Below are 20,915 nucleotides of genomic sequence, written 5' to 3'. Positions count from 1 at the left end.
CCGATGAGGAGCACGCGCCCATGTCCGTCCTGACCACCGAGCCGGATGCCGTCCCCGCCGGCGAGGAACCGCCGGACACCGGCGAACGGCACCGGCTGACCGCCGTCACGGGTCTCGCGGCACTGTCGCTGGACGCGATGGCGTCCGTGGCGTACGGCCCCGAGGCGATCGTCCTGGTGCTGGCGGGCGCCGGCGCGCGCGGCCTCGGCTTCACACTGCCGGTGACGCTCGCCATCGCCGCCCTGCTGGCGGTGCTGGTCGCCTCCTACCGGCAGGTCATCGCCGCCTTCCCGGACGGCGGCGGCGCCTACGCCGTCGCGAGGGCACACCTCGGCGTCCGCACCGGCCTGGTGGCCGCCGCCTCCCTCGTCCTGGACTACGTCCTCAATGTCGCCGTCGCCGTCACCGCGGGCGTCGCCGCCCTGACGTCCGCCTTCCCGGGCCTGTACGGCCACCGGCTCTGGCTCTGCCTCGCGGTGCTCGCCCTGATCACGGGCGTCAACCTGCGCGGCATCGTGGAGTCGGCGCGCGCGTTCATCGTGCCGACCGCCGTGTTCATCGGTGCGATCTTCGTACTGATCGCCGTCGGACTGTTCCGCGACCACCCGGTGAGCACGGCGAGCGCGGCCGGGCACGCCTCGGTCGTCGCGGACAACGCCACGACCGTGGGCACCCTGCTCCTGCTGAAGGCCTTCGCCTCCGGCTGCGCCGCGCTGACCGGCGTGGAGGCCATCGCCAACGCCGTGCCCTCCTTCCGGGTGCCCCGCACCCGCCGCGCCCAGCGGGCGGAGATCGCCCTCGGCGCCGTACTCGGCCTGATGCTGATCGGACTGTCCGTGCTGATCGGCCGCTTCCACCTCCAGCCGGTCGAGGGCGTCACCGTCCTCGCCCAGCTCGCGGACGCCGCCCTCGGCCACAACGCGGCGTTCTACGTCATCCAGTTCGCCACGATGACCCTGCTGGCCCTCTCCGCCAACACCTCCTTCGGCGGGCTGCCCGTACTGCTGAAACTGCTCGCCCGCGACGACCACGCGCCGCACGTCTTCGCCCTGAAGGCCGACCGCCAGGTGCACCGGCACGGCGTCCTGGCGCTCGCCGCGGTCTCGGCCGCACTGCTGGTGTTCTCCGGCGGCGACACCAACACCCTGGTCCCGATGTTCGCCATCGGCGTCTTCGTCGGCTTCACCATCGCCCAGGTCGGCATGGTCCGGCACTGGCGCGCGCAGCGCGGTCGCGGCTGGCGCGGAAAGGCGCTGCTGAACGGCGGCGGCGCGCTGCTCACCGGCGTGGCCGCGGTCGTCGTCACCGCGAGCAAGTTCACCGAGGGCGCCTGGCTGATCGTGCTCGCGCTGCCCGCGCTGGTCGCCGCCTTCGAGGCCGTGCGCCGCGCCTACGGCCGGATCGACACGCGCCTCGGGCTCGGCCTGCTCCCGCGGGCCCCGCACCGCGAGCGCTCCCTGGTCATCGTGCCCGTCTCCGCGCTGTCCCGGCTCACCTCGGAGGCGCTGACCGCGGCGGCCTCCCTCGGCGACGAGGTCCGGGCGGTCAGCGTGTGCGCCCCCGACCCCGAGGACCGGGTGCGGGACCGCGCCTTCGCACGCTCCTGGCGGGACTGGGACCCGGGCGTCGAGCTGGTGCGGCTGACCCCCGAGCGGCACGGCCTGGGCCGCCCGATCGCCGCGTACGTCCGTGCCGTGGCCGCCGCCGAGCCCGGCACCCGGGTGACCGTACTGATCCCGGAGGCCGAGCCGGAGCGGCTGTGGCAGCGGCTGCTTCAGAACCAGCGGGGCGCGGTCGTGGCGCACGCGGTACGGCGGGAGACGGACGCGGTGATCTGCCGGCTGCGCTTCCGGCTGTGAACCGGCCACCGCGCGCCAAGGGCCTACTGACCAGTACGGATCACACCCCGTAAGAGACCCGTCAAAGGCGAAGGGGCCGCCGTAAGAGGGCCGTCAACGGCGACCAGAACCGGCCAGGGAGGCGTTTTCCTCTAACCGTCCGCTTTCTTTCGCACCTCATTCCAGGAGTTCACGATGGCCGATCTGGCCTTCGTCGTCACCACGATCGTGTCGTTCGCGCTGGTGGCTCTCGTCGCCAAGGCGGTGACGAAGCTGTGACCGCCGAGAACATCGTCGGCCTGATCGTGGCCGTCGCCCTGCTGGGCTATCTCGTCCTCGCCCTGATCTTCCCGGAGAGGTTCTGACGGTGAGCCCCGTACTCGCAGGCTTCCTGCAACTGCTCGCCCTGATCGGCGTGCTCGCGCTCGTGTACATACCGTTCGGCGGCTACATGGCCCGGGTCTACACCTCTCCCAAACACCTGCGGGCGGAGCGGTGGATCTACAAGGGCATCGGCGCGAACCCGGACGCCGAGATGACCTGGCCCGCCTATCTGCGCGGGGTCCTCGCCTTCTCGGCCGTGAGCGTCCTCTTCCTCTACCTGCTCCAGCGGTTCCAGGGGATGCTGCCCGGCTCGTTCGGGTTCTCCTCGGTCAGCCCGGCGCAGTCGTTCAACACGGCCGTGTCGTTCGTGACCAACACCAACTGGCAGTCGTACTACGGCGAGCAGACGATGGGGCACGTGGTGCAGACCGCCGGTCTGGCCGTGCAGAACTTCGTATCCGCCGCGGTCGGCATGGCGGTGGCGGTCGCCCTGGTGCGCGGCTTCGCCCGCTCCCGCACCGGTGAACTCGGCAACTTCTGGGCCGACCTGGTGCGCGGCACCGTGCGGATCCTGCTGCCGGTGGCCGCCGTGGCCGCCGTACTCCTGGTGGCCGCGGGCGCGATCCAGAACTTCTCCGGCATCCACGAGGTCGGCCAGTTCATGGGCGGCTCCCAGCAGTGGAACGGCGGCGCGGTCGCCTCCCAGGAGGCCATCAAGGAACTGGGCACCAACGGCGGCGGCTACTTCAACGCCAACTCCGCCCACCCCTTCGAGAACCCCACCGCCCTCACCAACCTCCTGGAGATCTTCCTGATCCTGGTCATCCCGTTCTGCCTGACCCGCACCTTCGGTGTGCTGGTCGGCTCGGTGAAGCAGGGTTACGCGATCCTCGCCACGATGGCCACCATCTGGGTGGGCTTCACCCTGCTGATGATGGCGGCGGAGTTCTCCCACCACGGCCCGGCGCTCCAGGCCGCGGGCGGCGCGATGGAGGGCAAGGAGACCCGCTTCGGCGTCGGCGGCTCCGCCATCTTCTCGGTGGCGACGACGCTCACCTCCACCGGCGCGGTGGACTCCTTCCACTCCTCCTTCACCGGCCTCGGCGGCGGCATCACCATGCTCGGCATGATGCTGGGCGAGATCGCGCCCGGCGGCGTCGGCTCCGGCCTGTACGGCATGCTGATCATGGCCGTGATCGCGGTGTTCATCGCCGGTCTGATGGTCGGGCGGACCCCCGAGTACCTGGGCAAGAAGATCGGCGGCCGCGAGATGAAGCTCGCCGCCTGCTACATCCTCGTCACCCCGACGCTGGTCCTCGTCCTCACCGCCGCCTCGATGGCGCTGCCGACCCCGCCGCACTCCATGCTCAACCCGGGCGCGCACGGGTTCTCCGAGGTGCTGTACGCCTTCACCTCCGCGTCGAACAACAACGGCTCGGCCTTCGCCGGTCTGAACGCCAACACCGACTGGTTCAACACCATGACCGGGCTCGCGATGCTGTTCGGCCGGTTCCTGCCGATGGTGTTCGTGCTCGCGCTCGCCGGCTCCCTCGCCGGGCAGCGGCCGGTACCGGCCACCACCGGCACCCTGCGCACCGACAAGCCGCTGTTCACCGGCCTGCTGGTCGGCGCGATCCTGATCGTCACCGGCCTCACCTACTTCCCGGCGCTCGCGCTGGGCCCGCTCGCCGAAGGGCTGGCGTGATGACGACCCGAACGGAATCCCACGAGGACGCGATGTCCACTCCCACTCTTGCGCCCCACCAGGACGCGCCCACCGGGCACAAGACCGACGAGAGCCGTGTCGGAGCTGGCCTCTTCGACCCCAAGCAGCTCCTGAAGTCCCTGCCCGAGGCGATGCGCAAGCTCGACCCCCGGGTGATGGTGAAGTCGCCCGTGATGTTCGTGGTGTGGGTCGGCTCGATCCTCACCACCGCGTTCTCCTTCAAGGACCCCGGCGACTGGTTCGGCTGGACCATCAGCGCCTGGCTGTGGCTGACGGTGATCTTCGCCAATCTGGCGGAGGCCGTCGCCGAGGGCCGCGGCAAGGCCCAGGCCGACACCCTGCGCAAGGCCAAGACCGACACCGTCGCCCGCCGGCTGGTGGACGGTGCCGAGGAGCAGGTCCCCGGCACCGCGCTGACCATCGGCGACCTGGTGGTGTGCGAGGCCGGCGACATCATCCCCGGTGACGGCGATGTCGTCGAGGGCGTCGCCTCGGTGGACGAGTCGGCGATCACCGGCGAGTCAGCCCCGGTCATCCGCGAGTCCGGCGGCGACCGCAGCGCCGTCACCGGCGGCACGAAGGTGCTGTCCGACCGGATCGTCATCCAGATCACCACGAAGCCCGGCGAGACCTTCATCGACCGCATGATCGGCCTGGTCGAGGGCGCGGCCCGGCAGAAGACGCCCAACGAGATCGCGCTCAACATCCTGCTGGCCTCGCTGACCGTCGTCTTCCTGCTGGCCTGCGCCACCCTGCCGCCGTTCGCCGACTACGCGGGCACCCACCTGACCATGGTGGTCCTGGTGGCCCTGCTGGTCTGCCTGATCCCGACCACCATCGGCGCGCTGCTGTCCGCGATCGGCATCGCCGGCATGGACCGGCTGGTGCAGCGCAATGTGCTCGCCATGTCGGGCCGTGCGGTCGAGGCCGCCGGTGACGTCTCCACCCTGCTGCTGGACAAGACCGGCACCATCACCCTCGGCAACCGCCAGGCCGCCGAGTTCGTGCCGGTGCGCGGGACGACCGAGGCCGAGGTCGCGGACGCGGCCCAGCTGTCCTCGCTGGCGGACGAGACCCCCGAGGGCCGTTCCGTCGTCGTCCTCGCCAAGGAGCGCTACGGGCTGCGCGAACGCCACCAGGGCGAGCTGGAGCACGCCGAGTGGATCGCCTTCACCGCGCAGAGCCGGATGTCCGGCGTGGACATGGACGGCCGCCGGATCCGCAAGGGCGCCACCGCCTCCGTCATCACCTGGGTGCGCGACCAGGGCGGCGAAGTCGGCGCGGACGCGCAGGAGTTGACCGACAAGATAGCCGCGGCCGGCGGCACCCCGCTGCTCGTCGCCGTGCACGACGAGCGCGGCGCCCGCGTCCTCGGTGTCATCCACCTCAAGGACGTCGTCAAGGAGGGCATGCGCGAGCGGTTCGAGGAACTGCGCCGTATGGGCATCAAGACCGTGATGATCACCGGCGACAACCCGCTGACCGCGAAGGCGATCGCCCAGGAGGCGGGCGTCGACGACTTCCTCGCCGAGGCCACCCCCGAGGACAAGATGGCCCTCATCAAGCGGGAGCAGGCCGGAGGCAAGCTGGTCGCGATGACCGGTGACGGCACCAACGACGCGCCCGCGCTCGCGCAGGCCGACGTCGGCGTCGCGATGAACACCGGCACGTCGGCCGCCAAGGAGGCCGGCAACATGGTCGACCTCGACTCCAACCCGACCAAGCTGATCGAGATCGTCGAGATTGGCAAGCAACTCCTCATCACCCGGGGCGCGTTGACCACGTTCTCCATCGCCAACGACGTGGCGAAGTACTTCGCGATCATCCCGGCGCTGTTCGCGGCCGTCTACCCGGGCCTGGACAAGCTGAACATCATGCGGCTGTCCTCGCCGGACTCCGCGATCCTGTCCGCCGTCATCTTCAACGCGCTGATCATCATCGCGCTGGTGCCGCTGTCCCTGAAGGGCGTGCAGTACCGGCCGATGAGCGCGGACAAGATGCTGCGCCGCAACCTCGGCCTCTACGGCATCGGCGGTCTGATCGCCCCCTTCATCGGGATCAAGCTCATCGACCTGCTCATCTCCCTCATCCCCGGAATCGGCTGATCGCCATGAACAACTCCGTCACGAACACCGCCCGGTTGCTCTGGGCGGGCCTGCGGGCCCTGCTGGTGCTGACCGTGGTGACCGGCGTCCTCTACCCGCTGGCCGTCACCGGTGTCGCCCAGGCGCTGTTCCCCGGCAGGGCGAACGGCTCCGAGATCACCTCGCACGGCAAGGTCGTCGGCTCCTCCCTCATCGGCCAACAGGGCTACAGCCTCAAGTACTTCCAGCCCCGGCCCGCCGCCGGCCTCGGCACCAACTCCGTCAACACCCGCTACAAACTGGTCCTTTCCGGGGCGACCAACCTGGCGGCCGACAACCCCAAGCTGGTCAAGGCCGTCGAGGACGCCCGGGCGAAGGTCGTCAAGGACAACTCCGTGCCCGGCTACACCGTGCGGCCCGCCCAGGTCCCGGCCGACGCGGTCACCTCCTCCGGCTCCGGCCTCGACCCGGCCATCTCCCCGGCGTACGCCGAGCTCCAGGTGCACCGGGTCGCCGAGCGCAACGGCCTGTCCGTGGCGCGGGTCGAGCGGCTGGTGAAGGAGCACACCCAGGGCCGCGCCCTCGGCTTCGTGGGCGAGCCGCAGGTCAACGTCCTCGAACTCAACATCGCGCTACGGGACCTCACCGCCGGGCGGTGACGGCCCGGCTTCACCCGCACTCGGGAGCCGGCGCCCCGGGAGACATCCCGGCGGCGCCGGCTCCCGCGGCTCTCCCTGAAGCTCCCTCCACGCCCTCCACGACCTCCACGACCTCCACGACAGGAGAGTGACCCCTCATGACCCGGGTGCTCGTGGTCGAGGACGACCCGCAGCTCGTACGGGCCCTCGTCATCAATCTGCGGGCGCGCCGCTACGGCGTCGACGCCGCCCCCGACGGAGCCACCGCCCTGCGCCTGGCCGCCGCGCGCAGACCCGACGTGGTCCTGCTGGACCTCGGGCTGCCCGACATGGACGGCGTCGACGTCATCAGGACGCTGCGCGGCTGGACCCGGGCGCCGGTCATCGTGCTGTCCGCCCGGCAGGCGTCGGGTGAGAAGGTCGCGGCGCTCGACGCGGGCGCGGACGACTACGTCACCAAGCCGTTCAGCATGGACGAACTGCTGGCCCGGCTGCGCGCCGCGGTCCGCCGCACCGAGGACGCCCCGGCCGCGCCGGAACCGGTCCTGGTGGAGACGGCGCACTTCCGCATCGATCTGCTCGCCAAGAAGGTACTGCGCGACGGCAGGGACGTGCGGCTGACCCCGACGGAATGGCATCTCCTGGAGATCCTGGTGACCAACCCCGGCCGGCTGATCACCCAACGGCATCTGCTGCACGAGGTATGGGGCGTCACCCAGGCCAACAAGTCCAACTACCTGCGCGTCTACATGGCCCAACTCCGCCGCAAACTGGAGAACGACCCAGCTCACCCCCGCTATCTGATCACGGAGCCGGGGATGGGGTACCGCTTCGAGGCGTGACCGGAACCGGGACTGACGCGGCCTCCGTCCGGGCGGCGGTTCGGCGCCGATTCAGCCACCGGGCGGCCCGGGCCCCGGACTCAACTCCCGGACGACTCTGCTCCAGGGCGATCCAGCCACAGCGCGGCTCAGCCCAGAACTGCCGGTTCCCTCTCCGGGCCGCCCAGGCCCCCTCGGCCCCCGTTCACACCCCCGGCGGCGCGATCCCGAACTCCCGCTCCACGTCACCGCTGTCCAAGCGCAGCCGCAACGCATTGCGGCGGTGGGCGTGTGTCAGCGCGGCGTGCAGGGGGGAGGGCGGGATCGCGAGGACCGGGCAGGTGGCGTGGGCGAGGCAGTGGCGGCTCACCGAGGGCCACAGGGCGCGGCGCAGCCGGCCGCGGCCGCCGGTGCCGATCACCAGGAGGTCGGTGTCGCGCCCGGCGAGGCGCACCAGCGCGGGCCCGGGGGCGCCCCGGGCGACGAGCGCACCGCCGGGCAGCCCGGTCGACGCGTCGCCGAACACGGCGCGCAGCGCGTCGAGGAGCCGTTCCCTGGCGAGCCGTTCCCACTCCGGGGCCAGCGCGGCCGAGGCGGGGAAGCGGCGCGCGGCGAGATCCCCCTCGGGCGGCTCCCAGGCCGTCACCGGCCACAGCTCCGCCCCGCGCAGCCGGGCCTCGACGGCGGCCCGCCCCAGCGCCGCGAGACTGCCCGGCGAGCCGCTGACCCCCACCAGCACACGCGCCGCCGTCGACTCCTGGTACTCGGACATCGCTGCCACCTTCTGCGGTTCTCGGGGATCCCCTCCATCACACCCCCGTTCCAGGCCCCGGAACAGGGCGTACGCCCTTTCTTGGCGCCCCGCTGACGCCCGGTCCGCGGCCCTCCCGGCGGGGTCGTCAGCAACCCGTCAAAGCCGCCCGGATCCCCGTCAGCGTCACGTCAGGAAGGGTCCGGCAACCGGGTGGCACGGGCATACCGTCGACAGCGAACCCCGGACCGCCTCCCCGCGTCCGGGGTCTCCCAGACTCCACGCTCCCTGCCTCACGGGAGGCACCTCATGACAGAACTCCGCCACGGCGACGACCCCGAGCCCCCCGAACCCTTCCCGGCCGGATCCCTGTACGTCCCGGTCCGGCCGGGACCCTCCGGGTGCGCGGTACGGCTCTTCCGCACCCCGCTCGGCGAGCGCACCGCCGTCGGCTTCACCTCCGTACGCCGGCTCACCGTCACCCTCGGCTCCGGCCACGCCTATATCCGCCTCGCGGAGGCCGAACTGCGCACCCTGACCGCACCGCTCGGCATCACCGTCCTCACGGTGGACCCGCAGTTCACCGCCCCCGCGCCCGCCCCGGTGTCACCGTCCGCACCGGCCGCCGCCCGCGCGCCGCGGACCGCCCGGATCGCCTGAGCCCGGTCTCCCCCCGACGACGCAACGCTCGACGACGCAACGCCCGACGCCGGCCCGCCCGAAAGAGGAACGCCGAGATGACCACGGTCCACGAACTACCCACGACCACCGACGCGTTGTCGGTCTGGCCCGCGTCCACCACCGAACCCCGCGCGGGCGACCTCGCGGTGGGCGGCGTACCGCTCGCCGAGGTCGCCGACCGCTTCGGCACCCCCGTCTACATCCTGGACGAGGCCGAGGTGCGCGACCGCTGCCGTACCTACCGCCATGCCTTCCCCGACGCCGAAGTCCTTTACGCAGCCAAGGCGTTCCTGTGCCGGGCCATGGCCCGCTGGATGGAGGAGGAGGGCCTCGGGCTCGACGTCTGCTCCGCCGGGGAACTCGAACTCGCCGTCACCACCGGCTTCCCGCCCGAGCGGATCGTGCTGCACGGCAACGCCAAGACCCCCCGCGACCTGGAGGCCGCGCTGCGCCTGGGCGTCGGCCGCGTCGTCATCGACAGCCCCTCGGAGATCGCCCGGCTTGCCGCCGCCGTCGGGCCGGACGGAAAGCAGAAGGTGATGGTGCGAGTCGTCCCCGGCATCAGCGCGGGCGGCCACGACAAGATCCGCACCGGCACCGAGGACCAGAAGTTCGGCCTCTCCATCCGGGACGGCTACGCCCTGCACGCCCTCACCCGCATCCTCGATCAGCCAAACCTCGAACTCACCGGCCTGCACTGCCACTTGGGCTCCCAGATCACCGGCGTCAAGCCGTATCTGACCGCCGTGCGCCGGATGGTCGGACTGATGGCCCGGTTGTACGGGCAGTACGGCGTGGTGCTGCCCGAACTGGACCTCGGCGGCGGCCACGGCATCGCCTACCGGCCCGGTGAGCAGGCCCTGGACCTCACCTCGCTGGCCCGCAAGGTGCGCGCCGAACTCGCCGACGCCTGCGCCTCGGCCGGACTGCCGGTGCCCCGTCTGATCATCGAACCGGGCCGCGCGATCGCGGGCCCCGCCGGGATCGCGCTCTACCGGGTGCTGTCGGTCAAACACACCGGCGAGCACGTCTTCGTGGCCGTGGACGGCGGCATGAGCGACAACCCGCGCCCCGCCCTGTACGGCGTGCGGTACGCGCCCCGGCTGATCGGCCGGCACAGCGCGGCCGACCCGGTCCGCACGAGTGTCGTGGGCCGGCACTGCGAGGCGGGCGACGTGCTCGCCGCCGACGCCGAACTGCCCTCCGACATCCGCCCCGGCGACCTCCTCGCCGTACCCGTCGCCGGCGCCTACCACCTCTCCATGGCCTCCGGCTACAACCTGGTCGGCCGCCCGCCCGTGGTCGCCGTACGCGACGGCCGCGCCCGGCTGCTGGTCCGCCGGGAGTCCCTGGAGGACATCCGCCGCCGCGACGTGGGCCTGTGAACCACGGCCGCCCCGCCGGAGCGCTCCGGCGGGGCGGCCGTGCTCTCGTCGCGCGGTGGTCGCCGAGGAGGAGCACTTCGGCCGCGCCGCCGAACGTCTGCACATGAGCCAGCCGCCGCCGAGGAACTGCCGGGCCTGCGCGTCCATCTGCACCAGGACACGCCCGCCGACATCGCCGAGATGGTCCGCTCCGGCGCCCTGGACCTCGGGTTCCTGCGCGCCCCCTCGAACCTGTCCGCCGAGATCGTCAGCGAGGCGTTCCCGGTGGAGCGCATCGCCGCCGCGCTGCCCCACGACCACCGTCTGGCCGGCGCCGATGTCATCGACCTGGCCGAGCTGCGCGACGAGGACTTCGTACTGCCCGCCCCCGGCGCCCTGCCCGCCCTGGCCCAGCAGTTCCAACTCGCTTGCCATGACGCCGGGTTCATTCCGCGCGCCCGCACCGAGGCCGACGACCTCACGGGCCTGTACAGCTACGTCTTCCGACGCCGCCGTGCTGCGTCTGCTGGACCTGATCACCCGCCGCGTCACCGACTGGTGCTCCGACCGGGAAGGCTCGCCGCGGCAGTTCACCCCGGCCGAACCGCGAGGGGCGGCTCAGGAGGCGATCGGCTCGATCTCCCCCGCGAAGACGATGATCTGGTCGATGAGGCTCCGTCGCAGATGGACGACATCCGTTCCCGCCAGGCGGGGGCCGCCGTCAGGCGTGGTGAAGACCCACTGGTACCGGGCCCATTCATCGGGCATGTCCACCGCCGAGCAGCGCACCATCGTGCCGGTCCCCGCCGGGTGGTGCCGGATGTCCAGCACGAACCGCTCGACCGCCGCGATCCCTTCGCTGCGGCCCAAGGGCCCCCAGAAGACCACGTCCGAGGTCAGGGCCTGGCAGAGCAGGGTGGTCACATAGCTGTCGTCCGAGGCGTTGAATGCGGAGATGAATGTGTCGATCGCGGAGCGTGCGGTCTCTTCCTGCATGCCCCAGTAATACCAGCCGTTTCGTGTGCCTTCGACCCACGAGCCGCCTCCCGATCACGGCGCACCGGGCCGCGCGGCGCCCTCAGGACCCGGTCGCCAGGACCGCGTCGCCCAGCCAGTGCACGGCGAGCAGCGCGGCACGGACGTTGAAGTCGTCCGCCAGGTCGCGCTCGCCGCGCGGGAGCAGGGCCGTGGCCCGGTGCACGCGGTACTGGACGGAGTTGCGGTGCAGGCTCATCGCTCGGGCCGTCGCCGCGTGGCCCCGGTGACGGTCGAGGAAGATCCGCAGGGTGTCGCGCAGTACGGCCTCGCGCGCACCGGCCGCCGCCAGGGCGCCCAGGGTGCTCGTCACGAAGTCGCGGACGGCGGGCAGGTCCCCGGCCATGAGGGCGACGGGTGCCGCCTGGTCGTAGTGCACCCACAGCGGGGCCGCCGCGGTGCCGGAACCGAGTCGCGTGCCCAGGATCTCCCTGATCCGGGCGGCCTGCCGCGCGGACGTCCGGAAGCCGCCCAGGCCGGCGCCCGGACGGCCGAAGGCGGCGTGCAGCGGGCTGCCCTCCGGGGCGCCGAGGTACCCGGGCGCCGAAGCCGATGCCGGAGCTGAACTCGAAGCCGAACCCGGAGGTGACGCGGGCGCGTTGGGCGGTCCGGGCAGCGCCAGCCACAGCCGCGCCTCGTACTCGTCGGTCGGCACCACCAGCGCCGCCCGGGCCCGCAGCGCCGAGACCGTGTGGGCGCGTACGTCGTCCACCGCGGCCACGAGGTCGAAGGAGGTCATCCGGGTGGCCGGCCACAGCGTGCAGGCGAGGTGCACCGCGTCCAGCGGATACCGCAGCGCCCGTGCGGCGGCGGCCCGGTCGACCGGACCCCCGCCGAGCAGATCGGTCACCCACCGCTGGCGTACCCCGCTGCGGCTGGCCACCCACCGGTCGCGCTCCCGCTCATAGGTACGGCCGACCTGTTCGCAGATCAGGTCGATGAACTGGCCCGACAGCCGCACCAGTTCGACACAGACCGGCACCCGGTCCGCGGCCGGCAGATCGTCGAGCAGGGCGAAGGTGTGGTCGAGGAAGCGCTGATGGCCGATGCGGTAGGCGCGGATGAGCGCGGACTGGGGCACATCGCGCTGGGCGAGGACCCTGGCGTAGGCCAGCGCGGCCGTCGGCGCCTCCAGCTGTCCCGGATCGATGCCCTGCCGCAGGAAGTTGATCGCGGCCACCACGTTCTCCGTGATGCTCGCCTCCAGCAGGGAGCGCGCGGCGGCCTCCTGGTCCAGCGCGCCGATCTGCGCGCGAATGTCCTGGACCAGCCCCTCGACCAGGGCCTCCTGGGACTCCCTGACCCGGTCGCCGACCTGACGTACCAACGCCCGCTGTGCCTCCATGGCCGCACCCTACGGGGTGGCCGGATCCAGGCGTTCGTGCGCGCGGCACGAAAGCCGCCGCCCACCTTGTGCCCCGCGGCCGTGGCTACCCGGTGCCGAAACGCTCTACGGTCACGTCCAATTGCCCGTCACCCGAACCAGAGGTGCCTTCCCGCATGAACCTGAGCCGCCTGCCCGCTGTGCGCCGCGAACAAGCCCCGAACGCGCCGGCCCTCACCGACGACGCCCACGGCACCCTCTCGAACGCGGGCTTCGCCGACCTGATCGACCGCTACGCCCGCCACCTCGCCCACCGCGGGGTGCGCCCCGGGGACATCGTGGCGGTCAAGCTCACCAACCGCGTCGAGCTGGTCGCGACCCTCTTCGCCGCCTGGCGCCTCGGCGCCGCGCTCACCCCGGTCAACCCCGCGCTGACCGCGACCGAGACCGCGTACCAGCTCGACGACTGCCGCGCCCGGGTCGTCGTCACGGAGGAGGCACCGGACGGGCTCCCCGCCGCCACGACCCCGCTCACCCTGCCCGAACTGGCCGCTCCTGCACCGGACTTCGGCCTCCTGCCCGAACCGCCCGCCGACGGCGACGCGCTCGCGCTCGTCATCTACACCAGCGGAACCACCGGCCGTCCCAAGGGCGTCGAGCTCCTGCACCGCAACATCGACGCCATGACCGAGGCGATGATCGAGACGATGCGGCTCACCCCGGCCGATCACAGCCTGCTGATCCTGCCGCTGTTCCACGTCAACGGCATCGTGGTGAGCGTCCTGTCCCCGCTGCGGGCCGGGGGACAGGCCACCCTCGTCGGCCGCTTCAGCGCCAAGGGCTTCTTCGGGGCCCTGGAGCGGGCCCGCCCCACCTTCTTCTCCGGCGTCCCGGCGATCTACGCCATGCTGGCCGACCTGCCGCCCGAGGTACGGCCGGACACCTCCTCGCTCCGCTTCGCCGTCTGCGGCGCCGCCCCCATGCCACCGGGACTCATCGCCGCCGTGGAGCAGCGGTTCGGGTTCCGGCTCGTGGAGGGGTACGGCCTGTCGGAGGCGACCTGCGCCTCCACGTCCAACCCGCTGGACGGCCCCCGCAAACCCGGCACGGTCGGGCTGCCGCTGCCCGGGCAGACCGTCTCCATCGTGGACGAGCGGGGCCGTACCGTCACCGACGGCGGCATCGGCGAGGTCGTCATCAGCGGCCCCACCCTGATGCACGGCTACCTCGGCCGCCCGGAGGAGACCGCGAAGGCGCTGCGCGGCGGACGGCTGCACACCGGTGACCTGGGGCGCCTGGACGAGGACGGCTATCTCGTCCTGGTCGACCGGGTCAAGGACATGATCATCCGGGGCGGTGAGAACGTCTACCCCAAGGAGATCGAGACCGTGCTGCACGGCCACCCCGCCGTCCGCGAGGCCGCCGTCGTGGGCCGCCCCGACCCCGTGCTCGGCGAAGTCCCGGTCGCCTTCGTCGCGTTGCGCGACGGCACCGGCGAACTACCTGCGGACATAGCCGCGTTCGCCGCCGAGCGCCTCGCGCCGTACAAGTGTCCCGTGGAGATCCTCGTCCTGCCCGAACTCCCGAGGAACCCCGTCGGCAAGACCGACAAGCCCGCGCTGCGCCGCCGGGTACTCACCCCCGCCGGCTGAAGCCGCCGCCCCTCCGAGACAGCAGGGTGTGATCCTCATGGGCTTCATGAACCCCCAACTCCCTCCCGTGGACGCCGAGTCCTACCTCGCACTGCCGCGCCCCGAGCGCCTGAAGGTCCTCACCCGGCACTGGGTCGAGCACGGCTTCGGGACGCCGTACGCCGTCTATCTGTTCTATGTCGTCAAGTGCCTGCTGTACGTGGGTGGTTCGGCGTACGTGATCTCCCTGACGCCGGGACTCGGGGGCCTTGCGGACATCGCGTCCTGGTGGTCGGAGCCGATCGTCTACCAGAAGCTGATCGTCTTCACCCTGCTGTGGGAGGTGGTGGGCCTCGGCTGCGGCTCCGGCCCGCTGACCTCCCGCTTCAACCCGCCCATCGGGTCGGTGCTGTACTGGCTGCGCCCCGGCACGATCCGGCTGCCCCCGTGGCCGCGGCGGGTGCCGCTGACCCGGGGCAGCCGTCGTACCGCACTCGACGTCGCCCTGTACGCCGCCGTCCTGCTGTCGGCCGGCTGGCTGCTGGGCCGCCCCGGAACCGGTCACCACGGCGCCGCCGGACTGCTCGACGCCCGCGCCGCGCTCCCGCTGATCGCCGCACTCGCGCTGCTGGGCCTGCGCGACAAGACCATCTTCCTCGCCGCCCGCGGCGAGCAGTACGGGCTGTCGCTGCTGCTGTTCTTCTTCCCCTACCAGGACCAGTTCATCGGCTACGAGCTGATCATGCTGGCCCTGTGGTGGGGCGCGGCCACCTCGAAGCTCAATCACCACTTCCCGTTCGTGGTCGCCACGATGATGAGCAACGCCCCGCTGATCCCGGGCCGCCGCGTGAAGCGGCTGTTCTTCCGCGACCACCCGCACGACCTGCGCCCCTCGAAGCTCCCGTGCTACCTCGCCCACATCGGCACCCTGACCGAGTACGCCGTCCCGCTGTACCTGGTCTTCCTCGGCCACGGCGGCTTCTGGACCTGGGCGGCCCTCGGCTATATGGCCGTCTTCCACCTCCACATCCTCTCCACCGTGCCGATGGGCGTGCCGCTGGAGTGGAACCTCTTCTTCGTCTTCTCGCTCTGCTACCTCTTCGGCGCCCACGCGGACATCAGCGTCTGGCATCTGCACTCGCCCTGGCTGCTCGTGGTGGTCCTGCCGAGCCTCCTGCTGCTGCCCGCGCTCGGCAACGTACGGCCCGACCTGGTGTCGTTCCTGCCCGCCATGCGCTACTACGCGGGCAACTGGGCCACCAGCGCCTGGCTGTTCACCGGGGACGCCCTGGACCGCCTGGAAGCCGGGCTGACCACCGCGTGCCGACTGCCCACCGGGCAACTGGCGACGCTCTACGACGAGGAGACGGCCCTGCTGCTGTCCCAGAAGATGCACGGCTGGCGCTCCCTGCACTCCCACGGCCGCGCCCACAACGGCCTGATCGACCGCGTCACCTGGGGCGAGCCGGACACCACGGTGGTGGACGGCGAACTGATCGCCGGCTTCGCCCTCGGCTGGAACTTCGGCGAGGGCCACCTCCACGACGACCAGCTGCTCGCCGCCGTACAGGAACGCTGCGGCTTCGCACCCGGCGAGGTACGCGTGATCTGCCTGGAGGGCCAGCCCATCCACCGGGGGACCCAGGCGTACGAGGTCCACGACGCGGCGCTCGGCCTGCTGGAGAGCGGCCATGTCAGAGTGCGGGACATGCTGACCCGCCAGCCCTGGCCCACCGACGGCCCCGACTATCCCGTGTACGACGTGCGACGCGTCCACCCGCCGCACCCGGCCGCCCAGGACACCGCCGCATGAGCACCGCCCTCGTCGTCGGCGGCGGACCCAACGGGCTCACCGCCGCCGCTCTCCTCGCCCGGGCCGGACTCGACGTCACCCTCCTGGAGGCCGCCGACGAGATCGGCGGCGGCACCCGCACCGAGGAGGCGATCCTGCCCGGACTGCTGCACGACCACTGCTCCGCCGTCCACCCCATGGCCGTCACCTCACCCGCGCACCGGGCCCTCGACCTGGCACGGCACGGACTGCGCTGGCGGCTGCCCGACATCGACTGCGCCCACCCCCTGGACGACGGCACCGCGGGCGTCCTGCTGCGCTCCGTCGAGGACACCGCCCGCCTGCTCGGCCCCGACGGCCCCCGCTACCGCCGGCTCCTCGAACCCTCGGTACGGCACTGGGACGCCCTCGGCGACGATGTGCTGCGCCCCCTGCTGCGCGTCCCCCGCCACCCCCTGCTGCTCGCCCGGTTCGGCCTGCCCACCACGCTCCCGCCCACCCTCCTCGCCCGGCTGTTCGCGACCGAGCGGGCCCGGGCGCTGTGGGCGGGCGTCGCGGCGCACTCCTTCCGGCCGCTGGACCATCCGCTCGGCTCGGCGATCGGCCTCGGCATCCTCGTCGCCGGGCACGCCGCCGGATGGGCCGTCGCCGAGGGCGGCTCGGGAGCCATCGCCCGGAGCCTCGCCGATGCGCTGCGCGCCCACGGCGGCCGGATCCACACCGGCGTCCGCGTCACCCACCACTCCCAGCTGCCGCCCGCCGACGTCACCCTCCTCGCCCTCGACCCCGCCCAGATCGCCCGCGTCTACGCCGACCGGCTGCCCGCCCGGGTCCGCGACGCCTATCTGCGCTTCCGCCGCGGCCCCGGCGCCTTCAAGGTCGACCTGGCGGTGGCCGGCGGCGTGCCCTGGACGAACGCGGACGCCCGCCGGGCCGGCACCGTCCACCTCGGCGGCACCCTCGCCGAGATCGCCCGTGCGGAAAGGGACGTGAACCGGGGACGGATGCCGGAGCGCCCCTTCGTCCTGGCCGGCCAGCAGTACCTGGCCGACCCCACCCGCTCCGTGGGCGACGTCCACCCGGTCTGGGCCTACGCGCACGTCCCGTACGGCTACGACGGCGACGCCACCGAGGCCGTGCTCGCCCAGCTCGAACGCTTCGCCCCCGGCACCCGGGACCGCGTGCTCGGCCTGCGCACCACCACGCCCGCCCGATTCGCCGCCGACAACGCCAACTTCGCGGGCGGCGACATCCTCACCGGAGCCAAGACCGCGCCCCAGCTGATTCTCGGGCCCCGCCCGGCCCTCGACCCCTACTCCACCGGCCTGCCCGGTGTCTTCTGCTGCTCCGCCGCCACTCCGCCCGGCCCCGGCGCGCACGGCATGTGCGGGGCGGGAGCGGCCGTATCGGCCCTGCGCCACCTGGGAGTTCGAGGGAGTGCGGACGGGAGGCGTAGCCGTCGGTAGCCTGGCGGCTGGTCGGGCGACCGACCGGAACCGGCCCACACTCGCGCGAGGTGAGACGTGCAGTTCACCACCCGGCCCACCCTGCAAGGCACCTTCGGCATGGCCTCCGCCACCCACTGGCTGGCCGCCCAGTCCGCGATGGCCGTGCTGGAGGACGGCGGCAACGCCTTCGACGCGGCCGTGGCGGGCGCCTTCGTACTGCATGTCGTGGAGCCCCATCTGAACGGCCCGGCCGGGGAGGTGCCGATCCTGCTCGCCCCGGCCGGCGGCGCGGTCCGGGTGCTGTGCGGACAGGGCGTGGCCCCGGCCGCCGCCACCGCCGCGCGCTACCGGGACCTCGGCCTGGACCTCGTCCCCGGCACCGGCCCCCTCGCCGCCGCCGTGCCCGGCGCCTTCGACGCCTGGCTGCTGCTCCTGCGCGACCACGGCACCAAGTCCCTCGACGACGTACTGAAATACGCCATCGGCTACGCGGAACACGGCCACCCGCCGGTGGAGAACATCGGCGCGACCGTCGACAGCGTACGGGCGCTGTTCGAGACGGAGTGGACGTCCTCGGCGCAGCTGTATCTGCCGGGCGGCCGCCCGCCCCGCCCCGGTGTGCCGCTGCGCAACCCCGCCCTCGCCGCCACCTGGCGCCGGCTGCTCGCCGAGACCGCGCGGGCCGGGAACCGGGAGGCCCGCATCGACGCGGCCCGCGAGGTGTGGCGCGGCGGCTTCATCGCCGAGGCACTGGTACGGCAGTCCCGGCGCCCCACCCTGGACACCAGCGGCGAACGGCACACCGGGACGCTCGACGCGGCCGATCTGGCCAACTGGTCGGCGACGTACGAGGATCCGGTGTCCTACGACCGGAACGGCTGGACCGTGTGCAAGGCCGGACCCTGGAGCCAGGGCCCCGCCTTCCTCCAGCAACTCGCCCTGCTGCCACCGGAACTGCCCGAGTACGGCAGCGCCGACTACATCCATCTCCTCGTCGAGGGCTGCAAGTTGGCCATGGCCGACCGGGAGGCCTGGTACGGCGACGCCGCCGAGGTGCCGCTCGCGGAGCTGCTGTCGGACGAGTACAACGCCGGGCGGCGCGCGCTGATCGGGAGCGAGGCGTCGTACGAACTGCGTCCCGGCGCCCCCGGCGGCCGCACCCCCCGGCTGCCCGGTCTCGCCCGTGAGCCCGCGCCGCTCGCGGACGAGGGGTTCGACCCGATGGGCGTGGGGGAGCCGACGCTCGCGCGGCTGTCCGGCGACCCCCGGGTGGCCGCCGACGGAAGCACCCGGGGCGACACCTGCCACCTCGATGTGGTCGACCGCTGGGGCAACATGATCGCGGCCACGCCCAGCGGCGGCTGGCTCCAGTCCAACCCCGTCGTGCCCGAACTGGGCTTCCCGCTCGGCACCCGGCTCCAGATGGCCTGGCTGGAGGAGGGCCTGCCGAACACCCTCACCCCCGGCCGCCGCCCCCGCACCACCCTCACCCCCTCCCTCGCGCTGCGCGACGGCGTGCCGGTCATGGCGTTCGGCACGCCCGGCGGTGATCAGCAGGACCAGTGGCAGCCGCACTTCTTCCTCGCCGTCGCCCTGCGCGCCCCGGTCCGCGGCGGCCTCGACCTCCAGGGCGCCGTCGACGCCCCGAACTGGCACAACGACGCCTTCCCCAGCTCCTTCTACCCGCGCGGCCACCGCCCCGGCAGCGTGACCGTGGAGTCCCGGACGCCGGACGCGGTGGTGGCCGGCCTGCGCCGCCGCGGCCATGACCTCACCCTCGGCCCCGCCTGGTCCGAGGGCCGGCTGTGCGCGGTCGCCCGTGACCCGGAGACGGGCGTCCTGTCGGCGGCGGCGAACCCGCGGGGGATGCAGGGATACGCGGTGGGGCGCTGAACATCCGGCTCCGTCAGGTCCCTCGGCCGCCCGCTTGCCGCCCGGCCCCGCGCTGTCGGTGCCCCGGCATATCCTGGCCCCGAGTGGCCATCGGCTGACGAAGGGGTCCGAAGGTGCCGTCGATGCTCGATGCGGTCGTGGTGGGTGCGGGTCCGAACGGACTGACCGCCGCGGTGGAACTGGCCCGGCGGGGCTTCTCCGTGGCCCTGTTCGAGGCGTGCTCCACCGTGGGCGGCGGCGCCCGCACCGAGGAGCTGACGCTGCCCGGCTTCCGGCACGACCCGTGCTCGGCCGCCCACCCCCTGGGCATCAACTCGCCCGCCTTCCGCGCCCTGCCCCTGGAGCGCTACGGCCTCGAATGGCTGCACGCCGAGCTGCCCATGGCCCACCCCTTCCCCGACGGCACCGCGGCCGTGCTCTCCCGCTCGGTCGCCGAGACCGCCGCCTCCTTCGGACCGCGCGACGCGGGGCCGTACCGACGACTGGTCGAGCCGCTGCTCGCCCACTGGGACACGCTCGTAGGGGACTTCATGTCCCTGCCGCTGACCGCGCTGCCCCGCGACCCGCTCACCCTGGCCCGCTTCGGACTGGCCGGGCTGCCACCGTCCACCTGGCTGCTGCGCCGCTTCAAGGACGAGCGGGTCAAGACCCTGTTCGCCGGGCTCGTCGCCCATGTGATGGCCCCGCTGGGCGGGCTCGCCACCGGCGCCATCGGCCTGGTCTTCGCGCTCGCCGCGCACGCCCGCGGCTGGCCGGTGGCCCGCGGCGGCTCCCAGGCCATCTCGGACGCGCTGGCCGCCTACCTCCGCGACCTCGGTGGCGCGGTGCACACCGACTACCAGGTCAAACGCCTGGACGACCTGCCGCCCGCGCGCGCCTACGTCTTCGACACCTCGCCCGCCGCCCTCGCCCGCATCGCCGGTTTCGGCGCCCACTACGACCGCTACCGCTACGGCCCCAGCGTCTTCAAGATCGACTACGCGCTGGACGGCCCGGTGCCCTGGACCGCCCCCGAGGCCCGCGTCGCCGGCACCGTCCAGATCGGCGCGAGCCGGGCCGAGATCGACACCGCCCTGCGGGCCGCCTCCCGGGAGGGCCGCGCCCCCGAGAAGCCCTTCATGATCACCGTGCAGCCCAGCGTGGCCGACCCCGGCCGCGCCCCCGCCGGCAAACACGTCTTCTGGGCGTACGGCCATGTGCCCAACGGCTGGTCAGGCGATCTCACCGACGCCATGGAGCGCCAACTGGAGCGCTTCGCCCCCGGCTTCCGCGACCGCGTCCTCGCCCGCGCCTTCGCCGGCCCCGCCGAGATGGCCGCCCGCAACGCCAACTACGTGGGCGGCGACATCGCCTGCGGCGCCGCCTCCGGGCTCCAGTTGCTGCTGCGGCCCCGGCCGACCCTCTTCCCGTACCACACCCCCCACCCGGCCGTCTTCCTCTGCTCCTCGGCCACCCCGCCGGGGCCGGGCGTCCACGGCATGTCGGGACACAACGCGGCGAAGGCCGTCTGGCGCAGGCTCAGGCAGAGATGACCTCCGGCGGAGAACGAGGCGGAGAGTGAGGCG

At 72.8% G+C, this 20,915-nt stretch carries 16 protein-coding genes and 1 pseudogene; 14 read left to right on the top strand and 3 right to left on the bottom strand.

Annotated features, from left to right (window positions below; all coding sequences use genetic code 11):
- The first annotated feature begins 20 nt into the window (after nucleotides 1–20).
- From HEP81_RS07090 to HEP81_RS07065, 6 genes are all read left to right on the top strand, one after another.
- Nucleotides 21–1,859 carry an APC family permease gene (locus HEP81_RS07090; RefSeq protein ID WP_037659529.1) on the top strand — a complete coding sequence of 613 codons (1,839 nt, stop codon included), beginning with the start codon at nucleotides 21–23 and terminating at the stop codon, nucleotides 1,857–1,859.
- A 254-nt stretch (nucleotides 1,860–2,113) separates the two neighbouring features.
- A complete protein-coding gene (kdpF, locus tag HEP81_RS07085; RefSeq protein WP_037659531.1) occupies nucleotides 2,114–2,203 on the top strand; it encodes a K(+)-transporting ATPase subunit F in 90 nt (29 codons plus the stop codon).
- Nucleotides 2,204–2,205: 2 nt separating this feature from the next.
- Entirely contained in the window at nucleotides 2,206–3,867 is a 1,662-nt protein-coding gene (gene kdpA / locus HEP81_RS07080; RefSeq protein WP_037659532.1) for a potassium-transporting ATPase subunit KdpA, read from the top strand.
- Complete coding sequence (kdpB, locus tag HEP81_RS07075) at nucleotides 3,867–5,993, top strand: potassium-transporting ATPase subunit KdpB (RefSeq protein WP_172636817.1); 2,127 nt, start codon at nucleotides 3,867–3,869, stop codon at nucleotides 5,991–5,993. The genes kdpA and kdpB overlap by 1 nt, the downstream gene beginning before the upstream one ends.
- A gap of 5 nt (nucleotides 5,994–5,998) precedes the next feature.
- The gene (locus HEP81_RS07070; protein WP_037659534.1) at nucleotides 5,999–6,631 is read left to right on the top strand and encodes a potassium-transporting ATPase subunit C; all 633 of its coding nucleotides are present in this window, start codon (nucleotides 5,999–6,001) and stop codon (nucleotides 6,629–6,631) included.
- A gap of 137 nt (nucleotides 6,632–6,768) precedes the next feature.
- Entirely contained in the window at nucleotides 6,769–7,452 is a 684-nt protein-coding gene (locus HEP81_RS07065) for a response regulator (RefSeq protein WP_037659535.1), read from the top strand.
- Nucleotides 7,453–7,636: 184 nt separating this feature from the next.
- Here the strand turns inward: HEP81_RS07065 and HEP81_RS07060 are convergent, their stop codons facing one another.
- On the bottom strand, nucleotides 7,637–8,203 hold the full coding sequence (locus HEP81_RS07060) for a universal stress protein (protein ID WP_037659537.1): 567 nt from the start codon (nucleotides 8,201–8,203) through the stop codon (nucleotides 7,637–7,639).
- Between the two features lie 288 nt (nucleotides 8,204–8,491).
- On the opposite strand from HEP81_RS07060, the gene HEP81_RS07055 reads away from it, so the two are divergent.
- From HEP81_RS07055 to HEP81_RS07045, 3 genes and pseudogenes are all read left to right on the top strand, one after another.
- Complete coding sequence (locus HEP81_RS07055) at nucleotides 8,492–8,842, top strand: SAV_915 family protein (RefSeq protein ID WP_037659540.1); 351 nt, start codon at nucleotides 8,492–8,494, stop codon at nucleotides 8,840–8,842.
- Between the two features lie 77 nt (nucleotides 8,843–8,919).
- Nucleotides 8,920–10,248, top strand: coding sequence for a diaminopimelate decarboxylase (gene lysA, locus HEP81_RS07050; protein ID WP_037659542.1), 1,329 nt, complete (start codon nucleotides 8,920–8,922; stop codon nucleotides 10,246–10,248).
- A gap of 39 nt (nucleotides 10,249–10,287) precedes the next feature.
- Nucleotides 10,288–10,716, top strand: a pseudogene (locus HEP81_RS07045) (LysR family substrate-binding domain-containing protein); the annotation flags it as partial.
- 129 nt (nucleotides 10,717–10,845) lie between these two features.
- On the opposite strand, the gene HEP81_RS07040 reads toward HEP81_RS07045, so the two are convergent.
- Both HEP81_RS07040 and HEP81_RS07035 read right to left on the bottom strand, forming a co-directional pair.
- The gene (locus HEP81_RS07040) at nucleotides 10,846–11,223 is read right to left on the bottom strand and encodes a hypothetical protein (protein ID WP_037659545.1); all 378 of its coding nucleotides are present in this window, start codon (nucleotides 11,221–11,223) and stop codon (nucleotides 10,846–10,848) included.
- A gap of 82 nt (nucleotides 11,224–11,305) precedes the next feature.
- Complete coding sequence (locus HEP81_RS07035) at nucleotides 11,306–12,607, bottom strand: RsbRD N-terminal domain-containing protein (RefSeq protein WP_051850421.1); 1,302 nt, start codon at nucleotides 12,605–12,607, stop codon at nucleotides 11,306–11,308.
- A 155-nt stretch (nucleotides 12,608–12,762) separates the two neighbouring features.
- Between HEP81_RS07035 and HEP81_RS07030 the strand changes: the two genes are divergently transcribed.
- The 5 genes from HEP81_RS07030 (at nucleotide 12,763) to HEP81_RS07010 (ending at nucleotide 20,882) form a co-directional block, all read left to right on the top strand.
- Complete coding sequence (locus HEP81_RS07030; protein WP_037659547.1) at nucleotides 12,763–14,238, top strand: class I adenylate-forming enzyme family protein; 1,476 nt, start codon at nucleotides 12,763–12,765, stop codon at nucleotides 14,236–14,238.
- Nucleotides 14,239–14,275: 37 nt separating this feature from the next.
- On the top strand, nucleotides 14,276–16,030 hold the full coding sequence (locus tag HEP81_RS07025) for a DUF3556 domain-containing protein (protein ID WP_037659586.1): 1,755 nt from the start codon (nucleotides 14,276–14,278) through the stop codon (nucleotides 16,028–16,030).
- Nucleotides 16,027–17,475, top strand: coding sequence for a phytoene desaturase family protein (locus tag HEP81_RS07020; RefSeq protein WP_037659549.1), 1,449 nt, complete (start codon nucleotides 16,027–16,029; stop codon nucleotides 17,473–17,475). Before HEP81_RS07025 ends, HEP81_RS07020 begins: the two co-directional genes overlap by 4 nt.
- Nucleotides 17,476–17,574: 99 nt before the next feature.
- Nucleotides 17,575–19,350, top strand: coding sequence for a gamma-glutamyltransferase family protein (locus HEP81_RS07015; RefSeq protein ID WP_051850423.1), 1,776 nt, complete (start codon nucleotides 17,575–17,577; stop codon nucleotides 19,348–19,350).
- Between the two features lie 113 nt (nucleotides 19,351–19,463).
- Nucleotides 19,464–20,882: a phytoene desaturase family protein gene (locus tag HEP81_RS07010; protein WP_106979995.1), complete on the top strand. Its 1,419-nt coding sequence runs from the start codon at nucleotides 19,464–19,466 to the stop codon at nucleotides 20,880–20,882.
- Nucleotides 20,883–20,915 lie beyond the last annotated feature (33 nt).

The sequence above is a fragment of the Streptomyces griseofuscus genome (genome assembly GCF_014673495.1).
Taxonomy (GTDB): Bacteria; Actinomycetota; Actinomycetes; order Streptomycetales; family Streptomycetaceae; genus Streptomyces; species Streptomyces murinus.
This window is presented reverse-complemented; position numbering and strand designations above follow the sequence as displayed.